The following is a 13,266-nucleotide window of genomic DNA, read 5'->3' as shown; positions in this document are numbered from 1 at the left end:
TAATATTTATTAATTTTACAAATTCTATCTTTTGAGTATGGCTATTGATTTTAAAATAAAGCACGTATAATCCGCACTTGCTTTTTTTCTATCTTTTTCAGGTTGACTGTATGTCTGAGCTCCAATCTTTAACACCTCGTATTTCGGTCGCTCCGATGATGGATTGGACAACTCGTGACTATCGTTTCTTTGCACGTTTGTTTAACCCCAATATTATCCTCTATACAGAAATGGTCACCACAGGTGCCATCATCTATGGTGGAGCAAATCGTCATTTGGATTATAACCATGAAGAACATCCGATTGTTCTACAGCTCGGTGGTTCAAATCCGAAAGATCTTGCAACTTGTAGCAAAATGGCTCAAGACTGGGGTTATGACGAAATCAATTTAAATGTGGGCTGTCCAAGTGACCGTGTGCAAAACAATAAGATTGGTGCCTGCTTAATGGCAGAGCCTGATTTGGTTGCAGAATGTATTGCTGAAATGCGTAATGCAGTTGATATTCCAGTTACTGTAAAACACCGCATCGGTATTGATGACATGCAATCTTATGAAGAGATGCTACATTTTGTCGATACCGTTGCGAAAACTGGATGTGATAATTTTATCGTACATGCCCGTATTGCTCTGCTTCAAGGGTTATCACCAAAAGAAAACCGCGATGTTCCACCTCTACGTTATGAAGATGTGTATCGTTTAAAACAAGAGCGTCCTGATTTGCTGATCCAGATCAATGGTGGGGTTAAAACTTTCGCTGAAACGCAAACACATTTAAAGCATGTTGATGGGGTCATGATTGGTCGTGAGGCTTATCACAACCCTTACCTGTTGGCAGAATTAGGTCAACTCTGGAACTTAGACTTACCTGATCGCTTTGATATTATCGATCAAATGCTGCCTTATATTGCCAAACGTATGCAAGAAGGCGCACCTCTATCGATTATTACGCGCCATATTTTAGGCTTATTCCAAAATCTTCCCGGTGCGCGTAAATGGCGCCAGGCTTTAAGTGGCGGTAATGCCAAAACATTTGCAGATGTTGAAAATGCCATTATCAATATTAAAGAAGCAATGAAGCGTACAGAGGATTATATTCGAGAACAGTCTGTCTGATCACGACTGAAAATTTCTACGATTCAATACAATCTTAATCCACAGCTATCTTTTCAATCAAACGATGGTCTTTAAAGATCATCGTTGAAACTGTTTGATCATGTATTCAGTACATCGCTGAATGACACCATCTGCATTTTTACTCCAGACCATCACAACATCAGACCATGCATTTTCTGCATCCAAAGCAATCAGTCTTACCTGTTTAGGCAGAATATGTCTAAATTCTTCAGGAACAATACAAATTCCAATTTCAGCAGCCACCAATTGCAATTGTGAAATTTTACGGGACTGAACCGCCGCTTTCTTTGGAGAAAAACCAGCACTTAAGCATAGGTTTGCAACCAAATAACTTAAACCGCCCCGTTCTGCATGTGGTGTAGAAACAAAATTTTCATGCTTTAACTGTTGGATTTTAATACTGCGTTCTGAAACTAAAATATGATTTTGATGAAGTGCAACGTATAAGGGCTCAGGGTAGAGCGTGGTTGCATATAACTCATCTAAGCGATTTAAGACAGGTGGGCGAATAAAACCAACATCAATATTTCCTTTCATCAGTGCAAGAATTTGGTCTTCAGATGACAAGGTGTTGATCTCGAAATTAACATTGAGATACTTTGAGGTTTGATCAAATACTTTAACTTTTTCTAAGCTCATGGTAATAGTGCTTGAGTGTGCAATTTTGATGAGCCGATTTTGTCCATCTGCAATATCTTTAGCATTTTCAATAATATGATCTAAGTTAAGCAAATTATTTTTAATTTGAGCATAAAAGAACTGCCCTGCTCGGGTGAGTTTTATTTTTTTATCACTGCGGTCAAAAATTTCAAATCCTACTTCGTCCTCCAAAAGCTTAATCTGGCGACTTAAAGCAGATTGGGCAATAAACAACTTTTCAGAAGCTGCAATAAAACCACCTTCTTCCACAATTCTAATCAAATAATTAAATTGTTTGAATGTCGCCATATCCATCTCAAAATTAGATCAATCATGCTTCTTTCTATATTAGATTAGATTGTTTGATTTCACTAGACTTTACTTAAAGCGACTTAGATCAGAGAGAAATAGTATGAGCATATCCAAACAATTACTGGTTTTTATTTGTATTATTTGCGCTGTTGTTTTACTCAATCTTTATGATGGTTTTATCGCAAAACAAACAGGCAAATCGCCCCGACAGCCTGAGTTTATTTATTTACAGGACTGATTCAGCGGAACAGATAAAGTATGTTTTTTACAAACGCGTGCAAGATTTCACTAAAGCATACTTTTTTATATTGGTGACGCATGTTGTTGTTCTTTTTTTAAAATCATATTGGTAAGTAATATACTTGCCAGCAAGATCATCACTCACAAAAGCGTCTTTTCGAAAATGAGCACGTATAATACAGCCGTGTAAATCAGGTGCTGGAACACGTTTATACTTTCAACATATTTGCTGTGTTGTTGAATATTGACCTCCCAGCCCAACAGTTGCTTGATCTTTTGAATCTCTTCTTGTTTGCTGATCTGTTGGATATTTTGCAAATTACAGACTTGAATTGCATTTGCTTGAGGTTGAAGGATTGACCATCCCAACAAGTTCTGTATATCACGCATTGTCGTTTTAGCTTCATCCAATTGGTTGACCGCCTGAAAATGACGAACCGTTGAATAAAGATAATATCCAATTCCGCCAATCAACAGGATCGCCAATAGGGTTATTTTAAGATCGGGGATAGGTCGATTAAAAAGCCGCTTCATTCTCTAAGCTGTCCATGTCTATGGTCTGAATGCTATACAGCATTTCAAGCGACTTTTCAGCATAGTTAACGACCAAACTTATTTAAACAACGCCAATATTTATCTTTAAATAGGCTGACATCGATTTCAAAGTTGTTCTGATATTTTTCAACAACCTGATCTATAACTTTGGCAGGTTTTCTAAACTCTTTACAAGCAAAATACATGGTTCTTAAGTTATTACCGGTTTCTCGTCCAATATTTAAATACCCTTCAAAATCCTTTAGCTCATTTAATAATTCTTCTTCAATCGCGTTAAGCAACTCATAATCTGTTGCAGACGGCATACCACTTGAGTTCTGACCAGCATAAGGTATTTCTACCAGCAGCATCCACGGATGAGAAGCCTTTTGATCCCATGTTAAAAGGGTACTGTTTAAGATCGCCACCAAAGGCAAACCTTCATTGGTCTCCCCCTCCAAACTGATATATTCATCTTCATCAGTGCTTGAACGGGTTATTTTGTCTAAGCGAGAAATTTCACTGTTCTTTAAAATTAAAATATTCTTTAAACGATCGATAGGCATTAATTCTTTTTCAGCATCTTGTCTGAATTGTAGCGAAACTTGATCTAGCTTTGTGATCGAATCATATTCACCCAAATAATTATCCAAAAAGATATAAACCGCTTGTAAGAATTCAGCTTTTTGAGCTTCATTATATTGATCATGTACAACCACCAGATCAGTTTCATCTGGATAATCCTCATGGTCTTTTAAATAAAACGATAGCGTTTTTTGACTAAATTCATGACCATGCATACCAATACTGGTTTGCTGAATATCACTTGCGGGTTTAAGTGCGGTAAATTTCCAGCCGGGAATTTCAGGGGCTGCTGCCACCAATTCCTCGACAAACACAATGTTCGCCACAACACCATCTGGCGTTAAAATCAATTCAGCTGTTTGTGGGTCAAGCATCCCGGTAAGGAAAAAAATTCCACCATGAACTTTGGCCAATTCAGGCGATAATTTATCAAAGAAATCTGCCTGAATCGTATCTTGATTTAACTCATCCACAATACGATGGAAATCCTGTTGATGCTGCTCAAACCATTGCCAAAATTCAGCATAGCGGTTTCGATTGATTTGTATTTGTTGTTCTTTCTTTCCAAATAACTTTTTGAAAAAACTCATTTTGATTGTTCTCTGTTATTGCGTTTATTTCAGATTAATTTAACTGAATTTTTATGATTTTTAAATGCATCTAAACTTTTACTTAAAAATACCAAGCGCTTATTTGATCCGATCTAACTTTTTCAACACTTCTGCAACGGCGACCATCGCAAAACTAGAAGTCACCACCACAGCCGAGCCATATCCACCACAGCGCAAGCCTGCACTCGCACATACATCAGCGCTGGAAAAAGGATTATCAATTGAATACACACAAGTAATGCCAAATTTTTCTTTTGGTTTCTTACAAATGCCTTTGGCGCGCAACTGACTCCGCAATTTTGCAAGCATCGGATCTTGTTCTGTTTTAGATAAATCAGCAACACGAATTTTTAGAGGATCAAGCTTACCACCTGCCCCACCCGAAACAATCAAAGGAATTTTATTAAAACGACAATGTAACATAAGTGCAAATTTTGCTTTAACGTCATCGATGCAATCTAGAATAATATCGGGAACATTTTCTAAAATTTCTTTCACATTGTCAGGGCTGAGATAATCATCAATCAAATTGATCTTGATCCGAGGATTAATTGAACGGCAACGTTCCGCCATGACTTCAATTTTCTCATGACCTAAAGTAGAGGTCATTGCAGGCAATTGTCGGTTGATATTTGAAGCAGCCACTGAATCCATATCGACCAGTGTTAACTCACCAATCCCTGTACGTGCTAAGGCTTCGACCGCCCATGAGCCGACTCCACCAATACCAATTACCATGACATGACTTTTTTCATAGTGATTGAATGTCTCTTCTCCATAAATTTTGGCTACGCCTGCAAAACGGCGCTCATATTCATCATTTTGGAAAAGTTCAGTCATGGTTCAAATCTAGGCTCAAAAAATCAAGCTCATTTTATCAAAGATAAGCAGTGAAAATGAAAAATTAAATTTGCAATGCTAAGATCAAACTTTACAAATATAAAAGTTCGAACAATGCAAAATTCACAACAGATTATTTTATGCATTCCTGGGGTATGGAAAAATCATCAGGAATTAGTTCATGCCATGCTTGAATGCGACACTGGGTATATTTATGCGGGGATGATCATGACATCACTGCATTCTGATCATTTTGTTGAAGTTGAAGAACATAATCATGATCCTGAAGTAAGTCGTATATTCAGATTATTCAGTATGCAACGCTTTTCAGACCATGAGCTCGATCAAATCGATCAGCACAATATGGTGCTCTACCTCATATGCAAAGGTGGTTATTTTCAAAGTGTACAAAATGCCCTTAAGCTTGGACAAGCGTTATTAAAGGCAGGTGGATTAGGTATAAAAATAGAAACAGCAGGGCTTACACATAGCAAAGAACAATGGCTCGAATTTTCTGCAACGAATTTATTGGATATTTTTAAAGCATTTATACCAGTTGTTTCTGATCAAGAATATCTTTATTCGTGCGGCATGCATCAGTTTGGAAAACCGGATGGCTGTATTTCATCTAGTGTCAATGAAGCCAGTTTCACCTTAAATCAATTTCTACTTTATATTTTAGCCGAAGATCCTGATTTTAAAAAAGGTGATACATTCAGGGCTGAAGAGGATATGGAAAAATTCAACCTTTCTAAACGCTCCTCATCTGAGTTTTTTGAAGCAGATTCACTTTATTTTAACTCTTTCGGTATATGGCAATTAAATTCGCCACTTCCTTAAAAAGCAACATCAAGTTCTCTTTTAAACGAATAAAAAAAGCCCTGCATTCTATACAGGGCTTGGAGAACTGAAATATATTGTGATTTATTGATTAGACTATGAAGCGATTAAATTACGCAGTACATAATGCAAGATACCACCTGCTTTAAAATATTCCACTTCATTCAAAGTATCAATACGGCATAACACCTTGAAACGATCTATTGAACCATCGACACGTTTAACCTCCACATCTAAAGTTTCATGTGGTTGTATGTCATCAGAAAGTCCATAAATCGACAGTTGCTCATGCCCAGTTAAGTTGAGTGATTGACGAGTTTGACCATCCACAAATTGCAACGGTAAAACCCCCATACCAACCAGATTTGAACGATGGATTCGTTCAAAACTTTCAGTAATCACCGCTTTTACTCCTAAAAGGTTGGTGCCTTTCGCCGCCCAGTCACGTGATGAGCCTGTACCATATTCCTTACCTGCAATGATGACCAACGGCGTTCCATCTTGCTGATACTTCATCGCAGCATCGTAAATGGCTAACTTCTCATCTGTCGGGATATAGAGGGTATTACCACCCTCTTCGCCATTGAGCATTTCATTCTTAATACGAATATTGGCAAAGGTTCCTCGCATCATCACTTCATGATTACCACGACGAGATCCATAAGAGTTAAAGTCCTTTTGATCGACACCTTGCGCTTCTAGATAACGACCTGCTGGACTGTCTTTCTTAATATTCCCCGCAGGAGAAATATGATCTGTTGTGACTGAGTCGCCAAGAACGGCCAAGATATTTGCATTAAGAATATCTTTAATTGGTTTCGCGGGTTGATCAATACCTTCAAAGAACGGAGGATGACGAATATACGTTGAGTTTTCATCCCATTCATAGGTTTCAGAGTCTGGGATTTGAATTGCTTGCCATTTTTCATCACCATCAAAAACTGCCGCATATTCTTTATGGAACATCGCTGTATTAACTTTTTGCAGCACCTCATCAATCTCGATTTGACTCGGCCAAATGTCTTTGAGATATACTGGTTGACCTTGTTGATCGTGCCCTAATGCTGTGCTGGTAATGTCACTACGAATAGTACCCAATAAACCAAACGCAACCACCAAAGGCGGTGATGCAAGCCAATTGGTTTTTACCAGTGGATGTACCCGCCCTTCAAAGTTTCGGTTGCCTGAAAGTACCGACGCAACATTCAGGTCATGGCACTGAATAGCGTCTTCAATCGGTTTAGGTAAAGGTCCTGAATTACCAATACATGTGGTACAACCATAACCAACGAGGTTATAGCCCAACTGGTCTAAATAAGACATTAACCCTGCCGCTTCTAAATAATCGGTTACCACTTTAGAGCCTGGTGCAAGAGAGCTTTTCACCCATGGCTTACGTTGAATGCCTTTTTCGATGGCTTTCTTTGCCAACAAACCCGCAGCCAACATCACACTTGGATTAGATGTATTGGTACATGAAGTAATCGCAGAAATCACCACATCACCATCCGTCAATGGATAGCGCTTACCGTCAATCACACAATGCGGTTCTTCATTTTGTAAAGCAGACTGTTTTGAATCAATTGCAGTACCCGCACCACCTTCATTGGCTAAACGTTCCTTTTCTTCACCTTTAGCTGGCTTAAGATCCAGCGCCATTAAGGCACTAAAAGTTTGTGGGATATCAGGCAATGCCACTCGATCTTGCGGGCGTTTCGGGCCAGCAACACTGGCTTCAACGGTTCCCATATCCAAAGCAAGCACATCGGTAAATACAGGTTCATCTCCGGTATGACGCCATAAACCTTGTTCTTTACAATAAGCCTCAACCAATGCAATACGGTCTTCTTTACGACCCGTTAAACGCATATAGCCTAGAGTGATTTCATCAATCGGGAAAAAGCCACATGTTGCACCATATTCGGGTGCCATATTGGCAATGGTTGCTCGGTCTGCAAGAGGCAAAAATGCCAACCCATCACCATAAAATTCAACAAATTTACCCACCACGCCTTTTTTACGTAGCATCTGAGTAATGGTTAAAACCAAATCCGTTGCGGTAATCCCTTCACGCAATTTCCCTGTCAATTTAAAACCAATCACTTCTGGAATCAGCATTGAAATAGGCTGTCCAAGCATGGCCGCTTCGGCTTCAATTCCCCCCACGCCCCAACCCAATACACCTAAACCATTGATCATTGTGGTGTGTGAATCTGTACCGACTAAGGTATCTGGAAATGCAAATACCTCACCATCACTTTCACCCAGCCACACTGCTTGAGCTAGGTATTCTAAATTGACTTGATGGCAAATCCCTGTTCCGGGCGGTACCACACTAAAATTATCAAAAGAAGACTGTCCCCAACGGAGGAATTGATAACGTTCTCCATTACGTTGCATCTCAATTTCGACGTTCTCATCGAAGGCATGATCTGTCCCAAAGTGATCCACCATCACAGAGTGGTCAATGACCAAATCTACTGGAGATAAAGGGTTAATTAAATTGGGATCTTTATTGGCTTTCTGTACAGCTGCACGCATCGCAGCCAAATCTACCACAGCAGGTACACCGGTAAAATCTTGCATCAAGACCCGTGCAGGGCGATATTGGATTTCTTGATCTGAAGTCTTATTTTTTTGCCAATCGACAATCGCCTGAATATCGCTTTGCCTCACGGTTTGATCATCTTCAAATCTAAGTAAATTTTCCAATAATACTTTGAGTGATTTAGGCAATTTTGAAATATCACCTAAACTCGCTTGAACCTGTTTTAAATTAAAAATTTTATATCTTGTATCCCCTACAGTTAGGTCTTGTAGAGAATTTAAACGATTGATATGACCATATTTTGCCATTGGTTGAACCTCCAGCTTGGCGTTAACTTTCTTATTGGCTACTTGGAGTACTTCTTTAAATCTAAGACAAATATTTATTTTAGGTGTTGTTGATTGGTTATTTTTATTCAAATTTACATCGGTAAATGTAAGCATTCATGTGAGTTTTTCCACAACACACCTGCCAATGTTGCTTGATCCATTGCCAAACTTTCAGCTAAACCCGCCAAGACAAAAGGCAAGTTCACTGGTGTATTACGGGTATGCTGTTGGTCAGATGTCTGGCAACACAGTGGTGTCATATCTGGGCAATCGGTTTCTAGCACTAAATGTTGCGCACCAACCGCTTGTACAACTGCATGCAGTTTTTTGGCATTTGGATTGGTAATTTGTCCTGTGACACCTAGTTTAAAGCCTAATTTAATAAAGGCTTTTGCCTCTTCTATTCCCCCACTAAAAGCATGTGCAATACCACCATGTTTAAACTGGTTCTGTTTCAACATTGCAAGCACGTCAGCATGTGACTTACGAATATGTAGAAGAATGGGTTTATCGTATTGTTGGGCAAGTTCAATTTGGGCTGAAAAAAAATCTTGTTGTTTTTGAAAAATCTCAGCTTGTTTATGCTGTTTAAGAAACGTGTCTAAGCCAATTTCACCTACCGCAATACAAACTTCAGTTCTCAGTATATTTTCCAAAGCATTTAAATGCTCTAGACGGTGTTGTTCGATATAAAAGGGATGCAACCCCGGCGCAAGATGGCTACGGGGCGCATTATTTAGCTGATTTAAAAATTGCTGAGTGTCTATCAAATCTTGAAAGCGTTCATATAGAAACCCAATCAAAATCAAATGTTCTACACCCACCTTTTTTGCTTGATACGCCAATTGTTCCCGATCCAGATCAAAATCAGCAACATCAAAATGCGTATGTGTATCAAACAAAGGCCAAGGCATTAGGATTTCGCTTTCCCACTTGCAACAGGTGCAGAACTGCTTGGCTGATCAACTTGCATCTCCGCTGGGAAATATTGACTTTTCAACACGCCTTTTAACTGATCGTAAGGAATCATCAAACGCGGTAAGCCAACAACATAAGGTCCTATATCATATTCACCATATTGTAAAATCAGACCTTGTTTACCCAAATAGAAATTGTCTGATAATGTAAACTTCCACGCCTGTTCATATTCATTGACGCTTTCAGCAAGTTTTGAATCGATAACCCAAGTTTTAAATGCATCATGTGCCAATTTTTCAAATTTAGCTTTTTGATTGGCTTCAATGATTTGATCCAAGCCAACTTGTTTTTTACTCACCAAATCAAAGTTAAAATAGGTTTGCGCAGATGCCCCATGTGCACCGCCTAAATAACTACTGGTATTTAATACCACCGTCGCTAAAGGTTTATCTGAGTTTAAAATTTTAGGACTTAAACTAATCGTGATCTGGCCACTCGCCCCTAATGTTTTAAGCTCTTTATCCATCTCAAGGAATGAATTTGCATAAGGTTGCACACGCTCTTGCAATTGCTGAACAGGGGTTTTATTGGCTTGCACCTCACTTGCTGAAGCTTGTGAAGCCGTTTGTTGCTGATCTGCATCTTTTTTTGCTTTACTCAATTGCGCGATATCCAGCATTTTATCGAGATTATCAAGAATCGCTTGATCAATCGTTTCATCAACAAAAGCCTGATTGCTTTTTAGTCGTTCTATAGAAAACTCAGGGCATGTATTGCCATTACACTCAGGCAGTGTCAATTTTACTTTTTCTGTATCGCCCTGTAATAACATTGATGTATCAGGCACTTGAGATGCAGCACTTTGATCAACTGCTGGTTCTGCTTTTTTCGAGTCAGATTTTTGACATGCAGTTAACCCTAAAGTGATCACCAGAATTGAAAGCGCTAAAGTACTTTTTTGATTTAACATTTCACAAACCTATCCAACGAATCAAGCCAAGATTTTTTAATCTCTATATTCATTAGCCTATTCTTCTCTATACAAATCCTCAATCAAAATTTGTATGAAAATTGAAGCGTTATTGCAATACGTGGCTCAAGTTTATTAATCGCTGAGTCAATTCAACGAGGACCAACTGATCTTAACCGTTACGCTTTAGAATCCAGCTAAAATGGCAGAATGATCAGGATACACCTTAGAACATACGTTGATACACTTCAGGCTTGAGTATTTTTTGCGTCTGTTCTTTACTCAAATAAATATCCAACTGGGTACCATCTTCGACAATTTCATTGGCGCGATAATGTAAGCCAACACCTTCACCATCAAAGAACCAATCGGCTTGCCCCCAATATAACTTTTTAGGCGCATTCTTTTTCACATCGCTATTTTGCTTTTCCAACCATTCTGCATATTTTTCTTGGACCCAAGTATTCAATTGGTTCTGATGTTTGGCATCAATCACATCTAAAATACTTAAGCTTTTCTTCAATTTCCGGTCAGCAACAAAAAAGTACTGTCGTTCTTTGATACTGACGTCCGCTTGTAAACTATTGACTGAAACTTGCAACAAAACATACTGATTGCGTTGTGAAGCCATACGCGTTTGCATATGCAGTTCAAACGCTTTATTTTTCGGGAATTCTTCTTGCCAAGTATCTGACTTTTTGACAAAAGCATTAATGGCCTGTTGTAAGGTCATGTTCTGTTTTAAATCAATCTGTGCCTGAATCACCTTGGACTGACTATTTGCAATCCACTGATTTAACCAATTGTCTTGGGTTTTAATGGTTTGAATATCAATTTCAATACAATTGTTCTTTTCACAAAACGGTAAAGCATAATCAGCTTTGGTTTCTTGAATATTTAAATAAGGTAAAACCTCAGCGGCTTCTTGTTTAGGTTGTAATACAGAACCATCTTTGTCCTGATCTTTTTTAGAATCACATGCAACCAAAACCATTGTACTTAAGCAAAGCACTGAAATTATTTTTTTTGAAAATTGCACTGCATAAATCCCTTTGGACAAAAAGCATTGTATTTTGATACAAAAACAGCTTCACAAGGAAGCTGTTTTTACATTTTGCAATAAGTTAGCTGAACTTAATGCTCACGTGTAGAACGGAATTGAATATCCGGATAACGCTCTTGCATTAATTGTAGATTTACTCGGCTTGGTGCGAGATAAGTTAAATGCCCACCACCATCGACAGAAAGTTGGTCATGTGCCTTTTTCTTAAATTCATTAAATTTCTTTTCATCATCACAAGAAACCCAACGCACTGTGTTGATGTTCACTGGCTCATAAATACAATCTACTTTGTATTCTTCTTTCAAACGATACGCCACCACATCAAACTGAAGTACACCTACAGCCCCAACAATCAAGTCATTGTTGATTTGCGGCATAAACACCTGCGTTGCACCTTCTTCTGAAAGCTCTTTTAAACCCTTTTGCAATTGTTTAGATTTCAATGGATCTTTTAAGCGTACCCGGCGGAACATTTCAGGTGCAAAGTGTGGAATCCCCGTAAAATGGAGCTTTTCACCAGAAGTGAATGTATCACCAATCTGGATCGTACCGTGGTTATGTAAACCAATGATATCGCCAGGCCAAGCTTCTTCAAGTTGCTCACGTTCACCCGCAAGGAATGTCAATGCATCACTGATACGTACATCTTTACCAATGCGCACATGATTCATCTTTAAACCTTTCTCATACTTACCTGAACAGATACGCATGAAGGCAATACGGTCACGGTGTTTTGGGTCCATATTGGCTTGGATTTTAAATACAAATCCACTGAAGCCTTCTTCCGTTGCTTCAACAGTACGTTCATGTGTTGGATGTGCTTTTGGTTGTGGTGCCCACTGAATAAATGCATTTAATACATGGTCAACCGCAAAGTTACCCAACGCTGTACCAAACAACACTGGTGTTTGACGACCTGCTAAAAACTCCGCTGGATCTAGCGGATCATTCGCCATTTGCACCAATTCTAAAGATTCTTCAAATGAAGCAAAGGCCAAATCGCCTACTTTTTCACGAATGTCTGGATAGTCATATCCATCACGAATTTCAATATCTGTAATGGTCGAACCAAAACCCGCTTTATATACATAAAGCTTATTTTCAATGATGTTATATACGCCAGCGAAGTCACGCCCCATACCCAATGGCCAAGTAATCGGCACACAACGGATTTTAAGCACGTTTTCAATTTCATCAAGCAATTCTAATGGCTCACGGATTTCACGGTCCATTTTGTTGACAAAAGAAATGATCGGGGTATCGCGCATACGACACACTTCCATCAATTTGATGGTCCGTTCCTCGACCCCTTTTGCACCATCAATCACCATCAACGCTGAGTCAACGGCAGTTAAAGTACGATAGGTATCTTCAGAGAAGTCTTCATGTCCCGGTGTATCCAGTAAATTGATGACATGATTTTTATAAGGGAACTGCATGACCGAGGTAGTAATCGAAATACCACGCTCTTTTTCCATTTCCATCCAGTCAGATGTCGCAGAACGGTCAGACTTTCGACTTTTAACCATACCTGCAACTTGGATTGCTTTACCCCACAACAACAGTTTTTCTGTCATTGTGGTTTTACCAGCATCGGGGTGGGAAATAATAGCGAAGGTACGTCGCTGAGCGACTTGCGCCGCTAATTCATCTTTAAACATAAAAAATCTACAATATGTACACAGTTATGTACACATTTAT

The 13,266-nt window shown here is 38.9% G+C and carries 11 protein-coding genes; 2 read left to right on the top strand and 9 right to left on the bottom strand.

Features of this window, described 5'->3' with window-relative positions; translation table 11 throughout:
* Positions 1–110 precede the first annotated feature (110 nt).
* Positions 111–1,115, top strand: a complete 1,005-nt coding sequence (gene dusA, locus FHR28_RS16890) for a tRNA dihydrouridine(20/20a) synthase DusA (protein WP_166783113.1) — start codon at positions 111–113, stop codon at positions 1,113–1,115.
* A gap of 78 nt (positions 1,116–1,193) precedes the next feature.
* Here the strand turns inward: dusA and FHR28_RS16885 are convergent, their stop codons facing one another.
* The 4 genes from FHR28_RS16885 to FHR28_RS16870 form a co-directional block, all read right to left on the bottom strand.
* Positions 1,194–2,084 (bottom strand): LysR family transcriptional regulator, encoded by an 891-nt coding sequence (locus FHR28_RS16885; protein ID WP_166783112.1) that lies wholly within the window; start codon positions 2,082–2,084, stop codon positions 1,194–1,196.
* A 384-nt stretch (positions 2,085–2,468) separates the two neighbouring features.
* On the bottom strand, positions 2,469–2,861 hold the full coding sequence (locus tag FHR28_RS16880; protein WP_228722094.1) for a hypothetical protein: 393 nt from the start codon (positions 2,859–2,861) through the stop codon (positions 2,469–2,471).
* A 65-nt stretch (positions 2,862–2,926) separates the two neighbouring features.
* Positions 2,927–4,036 carry a DUF695 domain-containing protein gene (locus FHR28_RS16875; RefSeq protein WP_166783111.1) on the bottom strand — a complete coding sequence of 370 codons (1,110 nt, stop codon included), beginning with the start codon at positions 4,034–4,036 and terminating at the stop codon, positions 2,927–2,929.
* A 99-nt stretch (positions 4,037–4,135) separates the two neighbouring features.
* Complete coding sequence (locus FHR28_RS16870) at positions 4,136–4,897, bottom strand: ThiF family adenylyltransferase (protein WP_034609779.1); 762 nt, start codon at positions 4,895–4,897, stop codon at positions 4,136–4,138.
* 114 nt (positions 4,898–5,011) lie between these two features.
* Here FHR28_RS16870 and FHR28_RS16865 point away from each other — a divergent pair, with 114 nt between their 5' ends.
* Positions 5,012–5,737, top strand: coding sequence for a DUF4261 domain-containing protein (locus FHR28_RS16865; RefSeq protein ID WP_166783110.1), 726 nt, complete (start codon positions 5,012–5,014; stop codon positions 5,735–5,737).
* A 96-nt stretch (positions 5,738–5,833) separates the two neighbouring features.
* On the opposite strand, the gene acnA is transcribed toward FHR28_RS16865, so the two are convergent.
* The 5 genes from acnA to FHR28_RS16840 form a co-directional block, all read right to left on the bottom strand.
* Positions 5,834–8,593 carry an aconitate hydratase AcnA gene (gene acnA / locus FHR28_RS16860; RefSeq protein ID WP_154130085.1) on the bottom strand — a complete coding sequence of 920 codons (2,760 nt, stop codon included), beginning with the start codon at positions 8,591–8,593 and terminating at the stop codon, positions 5,834–5,836.
* Between the two features lie 113 nt (positions 8,594–8,706).
* The gene (locus FHR28_RS16855) at positions 8,707–9,528 is read right to left on the bottom strand and encodes a TatD family hydrolase (RefSeq protein ID WP_166783109.1); all 822 of its coding nucleotides are present in this window, start codon (positions 9,526–9,528) and stop codon (positions 8,707–8,709) included.
* The gene (locus FHR28_RS16850; protein ID WP_166783108.1) at positions 9,528–10,502 is read right to left on the bottom strand and encodes an RsiV family protein; all 975 of its coding nucleotides are present in this window, start codon (positions 10,500–10,502) and stop codon (positions 9,528–9,530) included. Before FHR28_RS16850 ends, FHR28_RS16855 begins: the two co-directional genes overlap by 1 nt.
* A gap of 226 nt (positions 10,503–10,728) precedes the next feature.
* Positions 10,729–11,496, bottom strand: a complete 768-nt coding sequence (locus FHR28_RS16845) for a hypothetical protein (protein ID WP_154130108.1) — start codon at positions 11,494–11,496, stop codon at positions 10,729–10,731.
* Between the two features lie 140 nt (positions 11,497–11,636).
* Positions 11,637–13,226 (bottom strand): peptide chain release factor 3, encoded by a 1,590-nt coding sequence (locus FHR28_RS16840; RefSeq protein ID WP_004723253.1) that lies wholly within the window; start codon positions 13,224–13,226, stop codon positions 11,637–11,639.
* Between the last annotated feature and the right edge of the window lie 40 nt (positions 13,227–13,266).

It is taken from the genome of Acinetobacter sp. BIGb0196, from assembly GCF_011759595.1.
In the GTDB taxonomy this organism is placed as follows: Bacteria; Pseudomonadota; Gammaproteobacteria; order Pseudomonadales; family Moraxellaceae; genus Acinetobacter; species Acinetobacter guillouiae.
This window is presented reverse-complemented; position numbering and strand designations above follow the sequence as displayed.

What these genes read in the sequence shown, in the direction of transcription:
- dusA (WP_166783113.1), top strand. Translation starts at nt 111, where the DNA reads ATGTCTGAGCTCCAATCTTTAACACCTCGTATTTCGGTCGCTCCGATG.
- FHR28_RS16885 (WP_166783112.1), bottom strand. Translation starts at nt 2,084, where the DNA reads ATGGCGACATTCAAACAATTTAATTATTTGATTAGAATTGTGGAAGAA.
- FHR28_RS16880 (WP_228722094.1), bottom strand. Translation starts at nt 2,861, where the DNA reads ATGAAGCGGCTTTTTAATCGACCTATCCCCGATCTTAAAATAACCCTA.
- FHR28_RS16875 (WP_166783111.1), bottom strand. Translation starts at nt 4,036, where the DNA reads ATGAGTTTTTTCAAAAAGTTATTTGGAAAGAAAGAACAACAAATACAA.
- FHR28_RS16870 (WP_034609779.1), bottom strand. Translation starts at nt 4,897, where the DNA reads ATGACTGAACTTTTCCAAAATGATGAATATGAGCGCCGTTTTGCAGGC.
- FHR28_RS16865 (WP_166783110.1), top strand. Translation starts at nt 5,012, where the DNA reads ATGCAAAATTCACAACAGATTATTTTATGCATTCCTGGGGTATGGAAA.
- acnA (WP_154130085.1), bottom strand. Translation starts at nt 8,593, where the DNA reads ATGGCAAAATATGGTCATATCAATCGTTTAAATTCTCTACAAGACCTA.
- FHR28_RS16855 (WP_166783109.1), bottom strand. Translation starts at nt 9,528, where the DNA reads ATGCCTTGGCCTTTGTTTGATACACATACGCATTTTGATGTTGCTGAT.
- FHR28_RS16850 (WP_166783108.1), bottom strand. Translation starts at nt 10,502, where the DNA reads ATGTTAAATCAAAAAAGTACTTTAGCGCTTTCAATTCTGGTGATCACT.
- FHR28_RS16845 (WP_154130108.1), bottom strand. Translation starts at nt 11,496, where the DNA reads ATGGTTTTGGTTGCATGTGATTCTAAAAAAGATCAGGACAAAGATGGT.
- FHR28_RS16840 (WP_004723253.1), bottom strand. Translation starts at nt 13,226, where the DNA reads ATGTTTAAAGATGAATTAGCGGCGCAAGTCGCTCAGCGACGTACCTTC.